This window comes from Coriobacteriia bacterium (genome assembly GCA_003149935.1).
Taxonomy (GTDB): domain Bacteria; phylum Actinomycetota; class Coriobacteriia; order Coriobacteriales; family QAMH01; genus QAMH01.
The window spans coordinates 59,503-77,199 of record QAMH01000007.1; the positions used below are offsets into that span (position 1 = coordinate 59,503).

Consider the following 17,697-nt stretch of genomic DNA (forward strand, 5'->3'; position numbering starts at 1 on the left):
CGAGGTTCCCCATGGATGTGCAGCAACTCAAATCACAGATCGATGCAGCGCCTCTGGCGGATAGGGCTGCCTTGGACAAGCTCTATCACTTCATGACCATCGGAGATACGGTGCGGGCGGAATATGCCGATGCCCTCACCGCGGCCGATACCATCCAGGAGTTCATGGGCGCCATCTTTGCCGACGAATCGAAGAAGAACACGCTCGAATGGGCCGAGATCGCCAAGATCAAGCGTCGCAACTGGCTTCCGTTCTTCGATGCCGAGATGGTCATCCAGAACCTGCGCATGAAGACCGATGGTCTGCCCATTCAGATGGGCACGGGCGTGATATTGGCTCCGACGGGCAGCCGTGACAACATCGCGAACCTCTACGTGTTCGAAAACGGTGCCTTCAATCGCCAGGCAGCCGAGTTCGTAACTTCGATTGCAGGCAAGTTTGTCCTTGCCGATTGGGAATTCTTCGGCATCTATGGACTCTATAAGTATCGGGGCAACGTCATCCTGGAAGCCTGGGAAGTCGAGGAACCTCCCCGTCACGCACCCAGTGAGAAATAACGCACGCTGGCTCTTCTTGTGAGGGGCCCGAAGATTGCGCGCCGCGAATGAGACAGTGTCTCTGAGCAACTGTCTCATTTGCCTGGTCAGCGCACTCTCTCATGCACCCTCTCACTATCGAAAAAAACGTGCATGCTAGTTTGTGTATGACCCGTTTGCTCTGTTGTTGTCCCCCGCGACGATTGCATTGACGATGGCACTCACAATCGAGATCACGATGGACGCGAGAAACGCGCTGCCAAAGCCCGAAATCCAGAACCCGACGCCGAATAATCCGTTGGCAAGCCAAGCTGCCAGATACAACAGCGCCGTGTTGACAATCAGATAGAAGATTCCCAATGTCAGCACCGATATGGGGAGCGAGAGTATCTGCAGGATCGGTTTGATGGAGATGTCTATCAGCGAGAGGAACAACGCGAAAATGACGATGCCGACCCAAGCGGAGTCACCGCCGATGATTTCGATGCCGGGAATGAGCCATACGGCTGCGGCAACGGCAATGGCAGTTACTATCCAGCGAATAAGAAACGACATGGCTACTCCTTTCACGAGCGACTATGGTGAGGTGTGCAGGCGAATTGCGCCTGACCTTCTTAAATCGCGTATATAATGACATTATACGCCAGCAAGATGAACGTGATCGGAGGTTCCCATGGCAGAGAACGAAACCCGGCAATCACGCAAACGCGTGGCAATGATCACAGGTGCCTCATCGGGGCTCGGGCGGGAATTCGCCCGGCAGATAGATCTTCTCCAGCAAGTAGACGAACTGTGGCTCATCGCCCGCAACCATGACGCACTGCAAGAGATCGCCGACACGCTCAGTTCTCCGGCGGTTCCCATTGTGGCAGACCTCACGAGCAAGGCAGATATCGCGGCTATCAGGCAGCGTCTGGCGGACTTCGATCCCGACGTGCGATATCTGGTAAACGCCGCCGGCTTTGGCAAGTTCGGGGACTGGCGGAGCATCTCGGACGAGGCCGTCGATTCCATGATTGACCTCAACTGCCGTGGTCTTGTCGACATGACGCATGCGACACTGCCCTATATGGGCCGCGGCGCGCATATCGTGCAGGTTGCATCTGCCGCGGCTTTTGTCCCGCTTCCTCATATGAACGTATATGCAGCTACCAAGGCATTCGTGCTGCGCTACACGCGTGCGCTGCGTTGGGAGCTGCACGGCACGGGAATCACGGCAACTGCGCTGTGTCCCACCTGGGTAAAGACAGGCTTCGAGAAAGTTGCCCGCGAGTCTGGCGGAGGCAGTGACGTACATCATCTGCTCGGTGCCCAGAAGGCTTCGACCGTCGTGTCTCGCGCGCTGCGAGCAAATCGTCTGCATATGGCGGTTGCCACGGCAAGCCCACAGTCCTGTGCCTTGCGCATTATCGGGAAGGTCGTTCCCAACTGCATCAGTATGGCGGGCTGGGAGCTTGTGCGCCGCATTTAGGCGGCGAGGAGAAGGAGACGTCATGAATCTCTACGAAACGCCCGTCAATTCCGCGGCAGATGTGCAGGACGTCATCGACGAGATCGGGACGTATTTTCGCACCGGTGTCACCTTATCCGTCGATTTCAGGATTCGACAACTCAATCGCCTGGGGGCGTACTTGCGAGAGCATGAGCAAGAGGCGCTCGAGGCGCTCCATGCCGACCTGGGCAAGAGTGCCTTCGAGTCCTACGCCACCGAGCTCGGTCTCGTCTATGACGAGATTCGCACCTGCGTCAGGCACGTACGCGCGTGGGCTCGACCCAGGCACGTGCGCACGCCGTTGATGAACTTTCCGGCAACGTCCAAGGTCTATCCCTATCCCTTTGGCGTGGCCGCGGTGCTATCCCCATGGAACTATCCCATCCAGCTGGCGCTCGTGCCCCTGGTGGATGCCATCGCGGCTGGCAATTGCGTTGTCATGAAGCCGTCCAAGACCTCCGTGCACTCGAGCGCCTTCATCCGAAAGATGTGCGAGGAGGTCTTCGACTCGCGCTACGTCTTTTGCCTGCACGGCAGCGATGACATGAACAAATGGCTGCTCGAGGTCACCTTCGACAAGATCATGTTCACGGGCAGCCCGCACGTGGGCAAGCTCATCATGAAACACGCGGCCGATTCGCTCACGAGCGTCACCTTGGAGCTTGGTGGCAAGAGCCCGCTGTTCATCGCCGCGGATGCCAACGTGAAGCGTGCAGCGCAACGCGTGGCCTGGGGCAAGTGCCTCAATTCCGGGCAGACTTGCGTGGCGCCTGACTACGCTCTCGTTCATGCGAGCGTGATCGATGAGTTCGTGCACTGGATGGACCATTACCTGCATGAGTTCTACGGTGCGGACATCTTGGCAAGCCCTGACTATCCTCACATGATCAACGAAAAGCACTTCGACGAGGTGTGCGCCTACATCGACAATCGTCCCGCGGACTGCGCCGTCGCGCTTGGTGGTGGAAGAGACGCCACGACGCTCAAGATCGAACCGACCCTGCTTACGAACGTCACGATAGACGACCCAGTGATGGCCCAGGAGATATTCGGCCCCGTGCTCCCCATCATCGCATGGGACGATGTTGAGGACGCCATTGGTGTGACCCGCCACTTCGGGCATCCTCTTGCCTGCTACATCTTCTCGGAGAGCAGAGGATTCCAGCGCATGATTCTCGATAGAGTTCCCAGTGGTGGCGCCGTCATAAACGATGTGATCATCCACGTGGCCAACAGTCATATGGGATTCGGTGGCCTGCAGAACTCCGGCATCGGTGCCTATCACGGCAAGGTTGGATTCGACTGCTTCACGCACTACAAGTCGACCTCGAAGAAGACGACGTTATTTGATATCCCCGTGCGCAATCCGCCATTTGACGAGATGTCGATGCGCATCCTGAAGCTCCTGGTCCCACCTCCGCGCTAGGGCACACGAGGGTGAACGAGGCTCTCCAGGCTAACGTTCTTTGCTCTAACAGAGAATGGTTAATTGAGGTTGATTGACAAGTCAAACTCCACCTGAAGTCTTGTATGTGCACTCTTTGCGTCCTAGAATATATTTAGGTTAGATAAACAAAAGGATGGTGGTCACAATGGTCGATACATTAGACGAGGACGCTCGCAAGGATCTCGAGCGCATCGAGGAGGAGGCAGCCGCCGAGGCTGCGGCCGCAGTCGAGGATTTTGACGCGATGGGCGAGGAAGAGGCCGCAGTCGATGCTGCCGAGACCGCCGCGACCTTCGAAGAGGCTGCGCAGAACAATTAGTCCGTCTGAGATAACCGGACAGACTACATCGAGGGGAAAGGAGCAGTCGCTTCTTTCCCCTCTTTGATATGCCTCTTCGTATGTCGTGTCGTCATCGCCTAAGATGGGACTTTGCTGATTGCTTCCCACGCGAGCCGATCAAAGAGCTCTCGCTGACCATTTCTCGAACCGCGTTGCCAAAGATTGCGAGTGCGTGACCGCAAAGTGCCAAGGATTGCGGGCGAGTGACAGTATAAAGCGGTCACGGAGGGGCATTTCTTGGCTCTTGCCGGTCAAGCACCCGCAATCCTTGGCATCGACATGCAAATTGCGATTAGCGGCCCATGGTCTTTGGCGACGATTGTCTGGTTCTTCGCCTGTCTTTTGTATTGCAATGTGTGGATTTGTGCTAGTATACGTATCCGCGCAAAAGCGCTGCATGCGGGCGTGGCGGAATGGCAGACGCGCTGGCTTCAGGTGCCAGTGGGCTTCGGCCCGTGAAGGTTCAACTCCTTTCGCCCGCACCATACAAGCATGAAAGGCCGACCCAAGTGGTCGGCCTTTTTCGTGGACTTCGGCGGTTTTATCCGCCGATTACCTATAATGTGCTACTGCATCTGTCAAAATGAACAGAAAACGAGGAGAGAGGCAAGATGCAAGGTCCGTTGATTCTGGATCGCTATCGACCCATAGAAGTTAAAGGCGAAGGTGGCAGCGGCAGGGTCGAAATCTGCTGGGACACGCGCATACAGCGTCGCGTCGCCATCAAGCGCATGCCCATCTCAAACGCGCAGGCAAACGGTGTCGTCACCGGTCTTTCCGAGGCCCGCACGGGCGCGATGCTCAGCCGCCCCTCCATCGTAAGCGTGTACGACTTCGACAGGGTCGATGATGAGGCATTCCTCATCATGGAAGCCATCGATGGCCCCTCCCTGGCACAGATCATTCACGATACCCCGGCGGGTAGCTTCGACCTCGACATCGCGGCGGCCATCATCCTCGCCGTCGGCGATGCAGTCGAGTTCGCGCACGAGAATCAGGTCCTGCATCTCGACATCAAGCCCGATAACATCCTCGTGAACCGCAACGGCGCCTGCAAGGTCAGCGACTTTGGCGTGTCCGAGCTCGCCGACGCGCAAGGCTTCCGCAAGGCAAGCGGCGGCACCATCGGCTACATGCCGCCCGAGCAGATGAACGGCCACATGCTCGACGAGCGCACCGACGAGTTTGCCCTGGCAGCCGTCGTGTACGAGATTCTCACAGGCAAGCGTCCCTTTGCGGCAAATAGCCTCGATGCGAGCGCCAAGCTCATCCAGAAGTTCGATGTCGCCCCACCGTCTTCGGTGCGCCTTGATCTCGATCCGGGCATCGACAGCGTGTTGTTCACGGCGCTCTCGCCCGACCCAGAAGATCGTTACGATAGCATCGCGGATTTCCTCACCGCGCTCATGCCCTATCTGGGCAACGCCGCGCAGGGTAGCCGCCGTCTGCGTGAGATCGTTCAAGTAGACGATGAAGTTGTCGAGGAGCAGAGTTACGCGCCCAAGAAACGCGGCATCCTCGATCGCGTCTCGCCCAACCTGAGCGTCATCCTCGGACGCGTCATCGCCGCAGCGCTTTGCTGGTGGATCAGCACCTCGGCGTTTTTCAACATCACGATGATAGACACCAACATCGCCATGCTCATCGCACTGCTGCCGGCAGTTGCCGCAGCGGTCAAGCCCCCCTTCGGCGCCCTGCTTGCGATGCTCATTAATGGTGTTTCGCTCTTTCTCTGCCCCGTGCCCATGCCGGTGCTCGGCGTGGTTGCCATTGCGGCGGCCATCGCCTGGGTCGTGCTTTTCGGCAGGGAGGGCGTTGCCGACACCAATTGCGCGCTTGTCATCTCGCCCCTCGGCCTCGTCGGTTTTGCGCCGCTCGCGCCCATGATCGCCGGCTACTGTCTGCCGCCAAAACGCGCGCTTGGTGCCGCCGTCATTCAGGTCGTTCTCATGCTCACCGTAGGCAAGAACACGGGGCCAGAATTATTGTTTGGCAGCATCACGAGCATACCGACCTGGATTATGATATGTGGTTGGATTATCGCGACTGTACTTATGTCGGTGCTATGCGTGCGCGAGACACGTATACTGTCGATACTTGGTGCAATCTGCGCGGCGCTTATTCTGCTTATCGCGCAGGGTATTGGATTGACTATCTTGACCGGTTTCCCCGCCGGTCCGAGCGGCACGTGGGCCATTACTACGGTTCTTGCGTGCGTTGCAATGTGTGTCGTCGGCGTCCTTGGGTCGTCGGTACGTCATAAAGGAGAATAGCAATGGGCATTTTTTCGAGGTTCGAGAACAAGGCCGAAGACGTCATCGAAGGATCGGGCGGTCGTGGTCGCGGTGGCATCGAACCCGTCAAGCTCGCCAAGCGTGCCTGCAAAGAGATGGAGCACGAGAAGATGATTGGCGTCGGGCACGAGTATGCGCCCACACTCTACAACATCCTCGTGTCGCCTGAGGACGATGCTGCAATGAGCGGCTACTATCCCTCGCTTGCAGGAGAGATCGAGACCTACCTTACCGGTCAGGGCGCTCAGCGCGGCCTCGTCTTCGACTGCCCTCCTCTTGCGCGCTTCATCGTCGACGACGGCCTGCGCCGCGGCAAGTTCGACATCATCGCCGAGAGCGTCAGCCCGGCAATCATCGCCGAGCTCCGTCACGAGGAGATGGTGCGTTACGGCATCGAGCCAGATTACGACAACCTCGACAACTTCGACTTCGACCGCTCCCAGTCGCACTCGAGAAACCAGCAGCCACAGGGGGCCGATTTCCCGGCTGACGATGGCTTTGCAGGAGAGCCCTTTGCGAACGACTTTGACGAGCCGCTTTTCGACGCGCCCGCACCCATGCCTTCGGGTACCCCGGCCCCTGGCCCTGACGCATTCGCGAACGACGTCGTCGACAATGCGGCGGATGATGCCGTCAGCGACGCTGCGCCTGCCGATCAGCGCACCGTCATCCTCAACGAGCCCATGCCGCAGCAGCCTCAGGCCGTCCTCTACAACCTCAAGACTCAGCGCGTGTACCAGCTGCGCGATGATCGCACCGTCGTCGGTCGCGATACCAACTGCGACGTCATCATCGGTGACCCGAGCGTTTCGCGTCACCATGCCGAGGTCCTGCACAACGATTCTGGCTGGCTCATCCGTGATACCGGGTCAACCAACGGCATGATCGTCAACGGCATTGCCACGACGCAGTCGCGCATCTACGACGGTGACATCATCGATCTCGGTACCACCCAGCTCGAGTTCCAGGAGGGCTAAGCTCAGCATGGTCGATCTTCTTCTTCTGGCTGGCCGCCTGCTGCTCGTCGCCCTGCTCTACCTCTTCCTGTTCTTCGTCGTGAAGACGGGCGTCGGCCTCGTGCGCGGTCAGAACAAGAAGGAAAAGTCCTGGACGCTCAACGTCGAGAAAGGTCCGCGCACGCTCAAGGGCGTGCGTCTGACCATCGCCGGCCCTATCGTCATCGGCCGCGCTCCGGGCGCCGATATCGTCATCCCCACCGATTACGTCTCGGCACGTCATGCGCGCTTCTCGCTTTCGGGCAAGAGCCTTTCGGTCGAGGACCTCAACTCCACCAACGGCACCCTGCTCAACGGACACCCCGTCACCAAGCCCGTCGCCTGCTCTGAGGGCGATATCGTCACCATCGGAAACGTCGATATAAAGATTGGCCGTCAATGAGTTTCAACTTCACCAAGCCCACCATGCCGCGTTCGTATGCTGCTCGCTCGGATGTTGGCAGCGTGCGCGAACACAACGAGGACAGCTATCTGGTCAAGACCCCGCTCTTCGTCGTCGCTGACGGTATGGGCGGCCATGAGGCCGGCGAGGTCGCGAGCAATATTGCCGTCACCACCATGGAAGCCCATGCGCCCAAGAGCACGAGCCCCGAAGCGCTTGCCGCGGCCGTCATCAAGGCAAACGAGGCCGTCTTGCGCGGCGCCCAGGACGGCACGGGTAAACCGGGCATGGGCACGACGCTCACCGCCGCCTTCGTCTTCGAGGACGAGGCAACCATCGCGCAGGTGGGCGACTCGCGCGCGTACCTGCTGCACGATGGCCAGCTCCAGCGCATTACGCGCGACCACTCGCTCGTGGCAGACCTTATCGAGCAGGGTCGTCTGACGGAGGCCGAGGCGCGTTTCCATCCGCAGCGCTCGGTCATCACGCGTGCTCTCGGCAGCGATCCGCACATGCAGCCCGACCTCTACACCCTGCACGTCGAGGAGGGCGATCGACTGCTCCTGTGCTCCGATGGCCTATGCTCAATGATCTCCGATGAGGATATCGAGGAGATTCTGCTCGATAATCCAGCTCCCGCCCATGCCTGCGATGCGCTGGTCGAGGAGGCGATTATCGCCGGTGGCCTCGACAACGTCACCGTCATCCTCATCGACCCCCTCGGTGATCCTCCGAGCGAGAAGGACGAGGAGGATATCGTCGAGGAGCGCGTCGTTGGCCTTCCCGAAGACGCAAGGGCCGATGAGGAGGAGCCCGCCGCTCCTGCCGCTGCAGCCGCACTCGTTGAAGCTGCGCCCACGCAGGCGGCACACGCATCCAAGAGCAAGCCCAAGAAAAACGGCAAGGGTGGCAAGCACCATAAACCCAAGCACAGGGGCAGGATGGCACCGTTCATCTGGGCGCTTGCCTTCATCCTCATTCTCGCTGCCGCAGGCTTCGGATTCTACGCCTTCGCGCAGAACTCCTACTTCATCATCGCTGAAAACGGCGTCGTGAACGTCTACCGCGGCCTTCCCGGCGAGTTTGCCGGCATCTCGGTGTCCTGGCTCGAGTCTCAGGCTCCTGATATCGACGTGTCCAAGCTCACGCCCATGGTGCAGAGCAATCTGAAGAACGGCATTTCCGTCAACTCGCTTGACGAGGCAAACGAGAAGATTTCCGAGTTCCGTCTGCAGACCACGAAGGGCTAATCGTGCGTTCACGCCGGACGACAGAGCTATGGCTTCTCATAGCGGCAACACCCGTATTGTTGTTGCTGTTCCTCATGCTGCTCGTCAACGCGAACACGCCGTTGACGTTCAACTCCTTTGCCGTGCCCATCGCGTTGGTCGTGAGTTTCTTCGTCGCGCATCTGGCGCTGCGCCGATTTGCGCCCAACGCAGACCCGGCGATCTTGCCCATAGCGTTCTTGCTGTGCGGCATAGGCATATGCTTTGTGCTCCGCCTTGCACCCGATAGCGCCGGACGTCAAATCATCTGGCTCTTCGCCGGCATCGCGCTCATGGTCGCGACCATCATTCTCGTGCCCAGCGTCGAGCGCCTGGGGCGCTACAAGTACACCTGCCTGCTCTTCGGCCTCATATTGCTGCTGTTGCCGGTCGTTCCGTTTATCGGAGCGGAATACAACGGCTCGCGCATCTGGCTGTCGATTTTCGGGCTTTCGTTCCAGCCCGGCGAAATCGCCAAGATTTTCGTCGTCCTGTTTCTCGCCGCCTACCTCGCCGATAATCGCGAGCTGCTGAGCGTCATGCGTCGTAGCCGCTCCGGCCTCAAGTACCCTGACTTCCGGGCGCTCATACCGTTGCTTGCGATGTGGATCATCGCCATGCTCATCGTCATCCTCGAGCGCGACCTGGGAAGCGCCCTGCTGTTCTTCGGCATCTTCCTCGTGATGGTCTACGTCTGCACCGGCAGGCTCTCCTACGTGCTCATCGGCATTGTGCTCGTCGCCATTGGCGGCGTGGGCCTCTACACGCTTTTCCCGCACGTGCAGACGCGCATCGCAATCTGGCTCAACCCCTTTGCCGACCCAGGTGGCTCGGGCTATCAGCTCGTGCAATCGCTGTACTCGCTTGCCGATGGTGGCCTGTTTGGTTGCGGCATCGGCCGTGGCATGCCCACCTTCATCCCCGAGGTGGAGAGTGACTTCATTTTCTCGGCCATCGCCGAGGAGATGGGCCTGCTCGGCGCATCGGGCGTCATCTTCCTGTACATGCTCTTTGCCGTGCGCGGCTTTCTCACCGCGGCGCGCGCCAAATCCGACATGGCGGCCTTCACGGCCGTCGGTCTCACCACGTCCATCTGCCTGCAGGCCTTCATCATCATCGGCGGCGTCACGGGCTTCATCCCGCTCACGGGCCTGACGCTTCCCTTCATGAGCCAAGGCGGCTCGTCGCTGCTCTCGAGCTTCATCATCGTCGGCCTGCTGCTCTGCGCTGGCAATGAGGGAACCGGTCTGCAAACCGAGATGACGAGCACTACCACGATCAAGACTCCGGGCGAGACGGGCGTTCTGGGCCGTTCGGCCCTGGGCAAGCGCCTTACCAGGCTCATTACCGTCTTTGCGCTGCTCTTTGCCGCGCTTATCGCCAACCTCACCTACGTGCAGGTCGTGCAAGCCGATGACCTGCAAAATCGTAGCGGCAATAACCATACGCTGCAGCGCATCGCCGAGCAGCAGCGCGGCGCCATCGTCACCTCCGACAACGTCGTGCTCGCCGAATCCATCCCGCAGGCGGATGGCACTTACGAGCGCGTCTATCCGCAAGGTTCGCTTGCGGCTCATGCCGTCGGCTACACCTCGCAGCGCTTCGGCAGCACGGGCGTCGAGAACACGATGGGTTCCACCCTTGTGGGCGAGGAACACTTCGAGACGATCGGCGATGCTATCCGCGCCTACGCAGGCGAGAAGCCGCAGGGTAACGATGTCGTGCTCACCATCAACTCGAAGATCCAGCGTACCGCCGAAGGCGTTCTCTACGGCCAGAAGGGTGCATGCGTCGTACTCGACACCGCCACGGGCGCAGTGCTCGCTGAGGCATCCACGCCGACCTATGACAACAACAATGTCGAGAGCATCCTCACCGGATCATCGCTTAGCTCGGAGGGAACGCTCGTCAACCGCGCGACGCAGACGCTCTACGCACCGGGCTCGACCTTCAAGATCGTCACGCTCGGCGCCGCGCTCGACACGAATACGGTCACCCCTGATACCGTCTATAGCGCCCCGAGTTCCATCGACATTGGAAACGCTCCCATCACCAACTACAAGAACCATGCGTACGGTCGTGTTACCGTCGCTGAGGCTACCGCGCTGTCGGCTAACACGGCCTTTGCGCAGATTGCCGACGAACTCGGCGCCAAGAACCTCGTCACCTATGCCGAGAAGTTCGGCTTCAACAGCGATACCGTGGCGCTTGACTTCAACCTCGCCACCTCGCTCATGCCCGATCCCAACGAGATGACCCGCTGGGAAACCGCCTGGGCCGGCGACGGCCAGCCCGTCGGCGAGCACGAAAGCCCCGCAGGACCCCAGGCCACGGTGATGGAGATGGCCGTTTGCATGGCGGCGATTTCGAACAACGGCGTGGCCCTGCATCCCTATGTCGTATCCAAGGTGGTGTCTGCCTCCGGGTCGACGACCTTCGAGACGCGCCCCCAGATCATGGGCCAGACGATTTCGGAAAAGACCGCCAAGACCGAGCAGGAGATTCTTGCGGGCGTCGTGGATAGCGGCACGGGCACGCAGGCCCGCGTTGACGGCGCGAACGTCATCGGCAAAACGGGTACGGCCGAGACGGGCAAGGAGAAATCCGATGCCTGGTTCGTTGGTACGGCGCAGGCAAACGGTCGCAGCGTGACCGTCGCCATCGTCATCGAGGAAGGCGACAGCGGCGGAGACGTTGCGGCGCCCAAGGCCTCAACGGTGTTTTTGGCTGCCCTAAGGGAATTGGGGGCGCTCTAGATATGCAGGCAAAGCGCTTTTTTCGACATTATGCAGATACGGCAGCTACTAGATTGGTAGAATGCCTGATGGTATGCGAACGCGCGCATTCGCATCACAAGCGACAGGGAGTATAAACGTGGTTAATCGGACATTGGGGAACCGCTATCAAGTTACCGAGAAAATCGGTATGGGCGGCATGGCAGAGGTTTACAAAGCCACCGATTCAACGCTTGGCAGAACTGTCGCCGTCAAGGTGATGCTTCCGCAATATGCGTCAGATCCCAACTTTGCCGCACGCTTCAGGCAGGAGGCACAGGCTGCCGCCAACCTGAGCAGCCCCTACATCGTCAACATCTACGATTGGGGCCGTGACGGCGATTCGTACTACATCGTCATGGAGTACGTGCGCGGCACGGATCTCAAGACCGCCATCCAGCAACGCGGCAACATCCATCCGCGCAAGGTTGCAGAGATCGGTTCGCAGGTGTGCTCCGCGCTCTCCGTCGCCCATGGCTACGACATTATCCACCGTGACATCAAGTCCGCCAACATCATGGTGCAGGGCGATGGCAATGTGAAGGTCATGGACTTTGGCATTGCGCAGGCCGGCCATCCCGGCATGACGCAGGATTCGTCTGTTCTGGGCACCGCGCATTACGTGAGCCCCGAGCAAGCCCAGGGCAAGAAGCTCACGCCGGCAAGCGATCTCTACTCGCTCGGTATCGTGCTCTATGAGGCCGCGACGGGCCAACTGCCCTTTGACGGTGCGGACGTGGTTTCGGTCGCCATGAAGCAGGTAAGTGACCTGCCCGTACCGCCGCGTCAGATCAACCCCAACATCGACCCGCAGTTCGAGGCCATCATCATGACGGCGCTCGAGAAGAATCCCGACGATCGCTTTGCCACTGCCAAGGAGATGCAGCGCGCCATCGACGACTATCTGTCGGGTCGCGCTTCGGCCGAGACCCAGGTCCTTAACCCTGGCTATGCCGCTGCCGGCGTTGGCGCTTATGGCGTCGACCAGACGACCGTCATGCCCACGCCGGGGCAGACCACCATCATGCCCGGTGGCGGGCGTGGCGGCATGCAGCAGCCACCACGCAATAGCAACACGAAGCGCAACGTCATCATCGCGATCATCGCCATTATCCTCATCGCTGGAATCGGCTTCTTTGTCGCCAATGGCGCGGGTCTCTTCGGGGGCGGCTCCGTCACCGTGCCCAACCTCCAAGGGCAGACCGAGCAAGAAGCCCGCAAGTCATTGAATGCTGTCGGGCTTAAGGTCGGCAAGATTAAGCTCGACATCAGCGAGACGGTCGAGAAGGGCAAGGTCATTAGCCAGACCCCGACGGCAAACTCCCACGTGGAGCCCGGCTCGACCGTTGACCTTGTGATTTCGTCGGGCAAGACGAGCGGCAATCTTGTTACCGTGCCCAACCTCACGGGGCTTACGGCCTCGGAGGCAGAGCAGCAACTCGCTGCGTTGGGGCTCGTAGGTGAATCCAAGCAGGACAGCAGTGACACTGTTGAGGCTGGCAAGGTCTGTGCCCAGGACCCGCTCGTCAACTCGCAGGTTGAGGCTGGTTCCAAGGTCACCTACACCGTTTCGACGGGCAAGAAGAAGGAAAACGTCCTTGTGCCGAGCGTTTTGGGTATCGGCGAGGTTGATGCCGTGTCGGCCCTCGAAGGCCGCGGGTTGAGCGTGTCGGTCACGTACGAGTCATCTACCAGCGCTGCTCAGGGCGAGGTCATCAGCCAGAGCATTTCTGGTGGTACCGAGGTGGCCAAGGGTTCAAGCATCACGATTACGGTTGCTGTTTCGCCCTATCCCTCCGAGCCCACAACGCCCGATACTCCAAGCGGTGGAGACACGACCGGCGGTGATAACACCGGCGGAGGAGATGCAACTGGTGGCGGCGAGGGCGAGGCGTCCACCACGCAATAGCGTTGCGTTAGGCGTGCCTGGCACGCTGTCTCAAATCATCGACAATCGATATCCTTTGGCCACCTTTTGAGACAGGGTGCCAGGCACGTTGTCTCTCATTGACGTTTCGTCAATTCTGTTCATTGACCCCGTGTCGACCAGAGCGATAGCCTAATACGCGAATCGGGAGATGGGGAGACGCGCCATGAATCCAGACGACGCAACGGTCAATCGCAGTGACGCGCGCAGGGCGCAGATTATCGCCGCAGCCCGCGACCTCTACGAGGAGCGCGGCCTCTCCCACACGACCGTGAAGGACATCACCGAGCGTGTGGGTGTCACGCGGACGCTCTTCTATCACTACTTTCCCGACAAGGACGCCGTCACGTCCGCCGTCATAGACGACTACACCCAGGACTACATTGAGGCGCTCGCGCACTGGAACGACGGTCGAATCGAAGGCGACATCGACCATGCGCTCAGCACCATCGTCAAGCTGCTACGCATCGGCCTGTTCGAGGACGACACCTTCCATATCGCCCTGTCCTCGCGCGAAAACGCCGCGCTTTACCTCGAGTTCGTGAATCGTGTCGCGGACGAGACGACGCGCTACATCATAGACACCACCGTCCGTGACTATGCGGACCTCCACGACGTGCGGATTGACCACCTGTACGAGACGTTTTACGTGCTCATATTGGGTGTCATCGGATATCTACGCAAGCATCCGGATGCCGACGATGCCGTCATCGCCGACGTAATTGCGCAGACGCTCCACATGGATAGGCCATAGACAAGGAGGATGAGAAATGCTGTTTGACGTATACGGGGCAAACGCCCCATTTCAATGGATGGGGCTCATCATGGTGCTGGTAGCCCTCATCCTGCTCAACGAGTTTGCCAGACGTTCCAAGTTCGGCGGTTGCTTTATGTTCTTCGGCGTGTGCGGCGCGATGACCGTCTATTGCATCGCCGTCGAGGTCGGTGCCGCCATGGGCGCCGAATGGGCGCTCAATAACCCCACGTACACCACCATGGGCGGCTGGTTCCACTACGCGAAGGTGTACGCCGCAACGGCCGGCTGCATCGGCTTCATGATGCTCAAGTACAGCTGGGGAAAGATCGGTCGCTCGCACTGGTTCAAGGCGTTCCCGTTCGTGATCGTGGCCATCAACATCCTGATTGCCGTGGCCAGTGACTTCGAAAGCGCCATCGTCGCCTGGGATTCGAGCTTCGTCACCGACGAGGGTGTCCTGCTCAACGGCGGCTGGCATAACGTGCTCAACGGCTGCGCCGGCTTGCTCAACATCCTGTGCATGACCGGCTGGTTCGGCATCTACATTTCCAAGAAGCGCCAGGACATGCTGTGGCCGGACATGACGTGGGTGTTCATCATCGCGTATGACCTCTGGAACTTCTGCTACACCTACAACTGCCTGCCCACCCACTCCTGGTACTGCGGTATCGCGCTGCTGCTGGCTCCGACGATTGCGGGCCTGATATGGAACAAGGGTGGTTGGATCCAGAACCGCGCGTTCACGCTCTCGATGTGGTGCATGTTCTGCCAGATGGTGCCGATGTTCGCCAACGACTCCATCTTCGCGGTGCAGTCGGTGAACGACCCGGCGATCAACACCGTGGTCGCCTCCATCGCGCTCATCGCCAACATCCTGGCGCTCGGTTACATCATCTACCGCTCCAAGAAGCTTGGCGTCAACCCGTACAAGCAGGAGGTCTTCGTAGGAACGAAGGACTTCAAGCAAGCTATGGCGCGTCGTGCCGACACCGCCTACCTGCTCGAGACCGAGCCCAAGAGCGCGACTCCTGCGGAAATCGCCGAGATGGTTGCCTACAACGAGCTGCCTGTAAATGGCGAGGTCGGTTTTGTGTACGTTGCCAAGAGTGCCGGCGAAATCGATGTCGAGGTCGATACCATCAAGCGCGAGTAACTCGGGCTCGTGACTTGCGTGACGCAAGAGAAGCCGCCCCATCGGGCGGCTTCTCTGTGCCTGGCACGCTGTCTCAAATCATCGACAATCGATGCCTTTTGGCTACCTTTTGAGACAAGGTGCCAGGCACGTTGCTCTAGAAGTCCTTGAAGGTCTCGCGGAAGACCTTGTCAGCGTAGGCTTCGACCTTCTTGTCGTAGACGTCGTAAAGTTTGAGGAACTCTTCGCCGTCCTCGGTGAGCTTGGAGCCACGGGCACCATAGCGCTCAATGAGCTGGAAGCCGAGGCCCTCTTCGACCTTCTTGATCATGCTCCACGCCTTGCTATAGGCCATGTGGAGGTTCTTGGCCGTCTTGTTCAACGAGCCGTTCTCTTCGATTCCGTGGAGAAGGGTCGCCGCGCCTTTGCCAAATGTCGGACCTTTGCGATCCTCAGTAGCACTAACCATGAGTTTGACTTGTGCGTGCAGATTTTTCTTATCGGCCATGATGAATCCTCTCGGTAAGCTGTCCTGTAGATTCGCACTGATGAATTGCCCGATAAATACCTTTAACGCTATCTACATGGATAACAAGATTTTTATCGGATATCAAGATTAAGCTGAGCAAAGGCTATTTGCGGTGGCGAACGGTCAGCCCCTCACACGCTCGTGTTTATCCTATGAAATCGGTAACCGCATCTTCGATTGCCGTCACGTCTCCGTCGATCACTGTTGTGAAACGGATTGCCTTGTCGTCAAGCTCATCGAGCTGCGGCGGAATGGGGCAGACGCGCGTCATCTCATACACCTTGCGGTTGATCTGCACGTCGGTGAGCTTCTCGACCTTGGCAGGAAGCGGTTCGTTTGCCGGGATGCCGGCCAGTCCTCGATACACGTTGCTGCCGAACTTCGCCCAGTTGGCCGTCGAGGCAATGAGCATCGGGTTGTCACCCTTGTGCTGTTCGGCGACCTTCCATGCGACAGCCGTGTGCGGATCGAGCAGGTAGTCATGTTGCTCGAAGACGTCATGAATGGTCTGCAGGCACGTGTCGCTATCGACTGAACCTGCGCGGTAATTCTGCTGGAGCGCGGCAAAGGTCTTCTCGTCGAGCTCGAAGTGGCGCTTCTCGCGCAGGTCATCCATCCATCCCTGAATGGCTGCGGCATTACGCCCCGTGAGTTCGAAGAGCTGGCGCTCAAGGTTACTCGAGACGAGAATGTCCATCGAAGGCGAGGGCGTGAGCATGAAGGGTCGATCGCTGATGTCGTAGACGCCCGTCTCGATGAAGTCGGCGAGCACGCGATTGGCGTTGCTCGCGCAGACGACGCGATCGATGGGCACGCCGAGCTGCTTGGCATACCAGCAGGCGAGGATATTGCCGAAGTTGCCCGTGGGAACCGTTACGTCAATGGGATCACCGGCGGCCACAACACCGTCCTTGACCATCATGGAATATGCGCTGACGTAGTACACGACCTGCGGCAGCAGGCGACCCCAATTGATCGAATTGGCCGAGGACAATGCGATATTGCGCGTATCGAGCAGGCGCGCGTTGAAGGTCGCGTCGTCGAACATGCGCTTGACGCTCGTCTGGCAATCATCGAAATTGCCGCGCACGCCATAGACGCAGACGTTGTCGCCCTCCTGCGTGGCCATCTGCTTGAACTGGATATCGCTCACGCCACCGTCTGGATAGAAGACGACAATGGAGATATGGTCACGATCTGCAAAACCCTGCAAGGCCGCCTTGCCGGTATCGCCGCTCGTTGCCACGGCGATGAGGTAGTCGTTATCGGCGCCGCCTGCAGCACGATGCTTGTCGACGCATGCCGAGAAGAACACCGGCAGGCACTGCAGCGCCATGTCCTTGAAGGCGCAGGTGGGGCCATGCCATAACTCAAGCACATGCATGCCATCGGCAACATTGACGACCGGGCAAATGTCTGGCGTGTCAAAGTTCTCGTTATATGCACGCTGCATGAGCTCATTGAGCTCCGTATCGCCGAAGTCAACGCCGAAGCGCCCGTACACGAACGCCGCCCGCTCGGCATAGGGCATGCTGGCGAGCGAGACAATCTCGTCGAGCGTCATCGAAGGCAGCTCTTCGGGAACGAAAAGGCCTCCTCCCGAGGCAATCCCCTTCAGAAGCGCCTCGCTGAAGGTCAAGGGTTCCTGTGTGTTACCACGCGTGTCGATATAACGAATTCCCATGCGAAACTCCAAGGTAAGGTGAACGTGCGATAGATGGTACCATGTATCGAACTGCGCCGAGCACACGACTCGGCACGCAAACGCTATCGGAAAGCCTGCCGAGAAGGCACAGATGAGGA

The 17,697-nt window shown here is 59.2% G+C and carries 14 protein-coding genes, 1 tRNA gene and 1 pseudogene; 12 read left to right on the forward strand and 4 right to left on the reverse strand.

Annotated elements, in window-relative coordinates:
- Positions 1–11 precede the first annotated feature (11 nt).
- On the forward strand, positions 12–557 hold the full coding sequence (locus tag DBY20_06170) for a hypothetical protein (GenBank protein PWL78447.1): 546 nt from the start codon (positions 12–14) through the stop codon (positions 555–557).
- Between the two features lie 135 nt (positions 558–692).
- Here DBY20_06170 and DBY20_06175 read toward each other — a convergent pair whose 3' ends face one another.
- Positions 693–1,091, reverse strand: coding sequence for a hypothetical protein (locus DBY20_06175; GenBank protein PWL78448.1), 399 nt, complete (start codon positions 1,089–1,091; stop codon positions 693–695).
- A gap of 118 nt (positions 1,092–1,209) precedes the next feature.
- Here DBY20_06175 and DBY20_06180 point away from each other — a divergent pair, with 118 nt between their 5' ends.
- Complete coding sequence (locus DBY20_06180; GenBank protein ID PWL78449.1) at positions 1,210–2,007, forward strand: short-chain dehydrogenase; 798 nt, start codon at positions 1,210–1,212, stop codon at positions 2,005–2,007.
- A 22-nt stretch (positions 2,008–2,029) separates the two neighbouring features.
- Entirely contained in the window at positions 2,030–3,454 is a 1,425-nt protein-coding gene (locus DBY20_06185) for an aldehyde dehydrogenase (protein PWL78450.1), read from the forward strand.
- 138 nt (positions 3,455–3,592) lie between these two features.
- Here the strand turns inward: DBY20_06185 and DBY20_06190 are convergent, their stop codons facing one another.
- On the reverse strand, positions 3,593–3,790 hold the full coding sequence (locus tag DBY20_06190; protein PWL78451.1) for a hypothetical protein: 198 nt from the start codon (positions 3,788–3,790) through the stop codon (positions 3,593–3,595).
- 424 nt (positions 3,791–4,214) lie between these two features.
- Here DBY20_06190 and DBY20_06195 point away from each other — a divergent pair.
- The 9 genes and pseudogenes from DBY20_06195 to DBY20_06235 all read left to right on the forward strand — a co-directional run bounded on the left by DBY20_06195 (position 4,215) and on the right by DBY20_06235 (position 15,227).
- Positions 4,215–4,300, forward strand: a tRNA-Leu gene (locus DBY20_06195).
- A 126-nt stretch (positions 4,301–4,426) separates the two neighbouring features.
- Positions 4,427–6,088, forward strand: a complete 1,662-nt coding sequence (locus tag DBY20_06200; GenBank protein PWL78452.1) for a hypothetical protein — start codon at positions 4,427–4,429, stop codon at positions 6,086–6,088.
- A gap of 2 nt (positions 6,089–6,090) precedes the next feature.
- Entirely contained in the window at positions 6,091–7,086 is a 996-nt protein-coding gene (locus DBY20_06205) for a hypothetical protein (GenBank protein ID PWL78453.1), read from the forward strand.
- A 7-nt stretch (positions 7,087–7,093) separates the two neighbouring features.
- Complete coding sequence (locus tag DBY20_06210) at positions 7,094–7,507, forward strand: FHA domain-containing protein (protein ID PWL78454.1); 414 nt, start codon at positions 7,094–7,096, stop codon at positions 7,505–7,507.
- Positions 7,504–8,757 carry a Stp1/IreP family PP2C-type Ser/Thr phosphatase gene (locus DBY20_06215; GenBank protein ID PWL78455.1) on the forward strand — a complete coding sequence of 418 codons (1,254 nt, stop codon included), beginning with the start codon at positions 7,504–7,506 and terminating at the stop codon, positions 8,755–8,757. The genes DBY20_06210 and DBY20_06215 overlap by 4 nt, the downstream gene beginning before the upstream one ends.
- Before the next feature lie 74 nt (positions 8,758–8,831).
- Positions 8,832–11,531 carry a peptidoglycan glycosyltransferase gene (locus DBY20_06220; protein PWL78590.1) on the forward strand — a complete coding sequence of 900 codons (2,700 nt, stop codon included), beginning with the start codon at positions 8,832–8,834 and terminating at the stop codon, positions 11,529–11,531.
- A gap of 118 nt (positions 11,532–11,649) precedes the next feature.
- The gene (gene pknB / locus DBY20_06225) at positions 11,650–13,458 is read left to right on the forward strand and encodes a Stk1 family PASTA domain-containing Ser/Thr kinase (GenBank protein PWL78456.1); all 1,809 of its coding nucleotides are present in this window, start codon (positions 11,650–11,652) and stop codon (positions 13,456–13,458) included.
- Between the two features lie 169 nt (positions 13,459–13,627).
- Positions 13,628–14,230 carry a TetR/AcrR family transcriptional regulator gene (locus DBY20_06230; protein ID PWL78457.1) on the forward strand — a complete coding sequence of 201 codons (603 nt, stop codon included), beginning with the start codon at positions 13,628–13,630 and terminating at the stop codon, positions 14,228–14,230.
- Positions 14,231–14,246: 16 nt separating this feature from the next.
- A pseudogene (locus DBY20_06235) lies at positions 14,247–15,227 on the forward strand (hypothetical protein).
- A gap of 295 nt (positions 15,228–15,522) precedes the next feature.
- On the opposite strand, the gene DBY20_06240 reads toward DBY20_06235, so the two are convergent.
- On the reverse strand, positions 15,523–15,873 hold the full coding sequence (locus DBY20_06240) for a ModE family transcriptional regulator (GenBank protein PWL78458.1): 351 nt from the start codon (positions 15,871–15,873) through the stop codon (positions 15,523–15,525).
- Between the two features lie 166 nt (positions 15,874–16,039).
- Positions 16,040–17,578 carry a threonine synthase gene (locus DBY20_06245; GenBank protein ID PWL78459.1) on the reverse strand — a complete coding sequence of 513 codons (1,539 nt, stop codon included), beginning with the start codon at positions 17,576–17,578 and terminating at the stop codon, positions 16,040–16,042.
- Positions 17,579–17,697 lie beyond the last annotated feature (119 nt).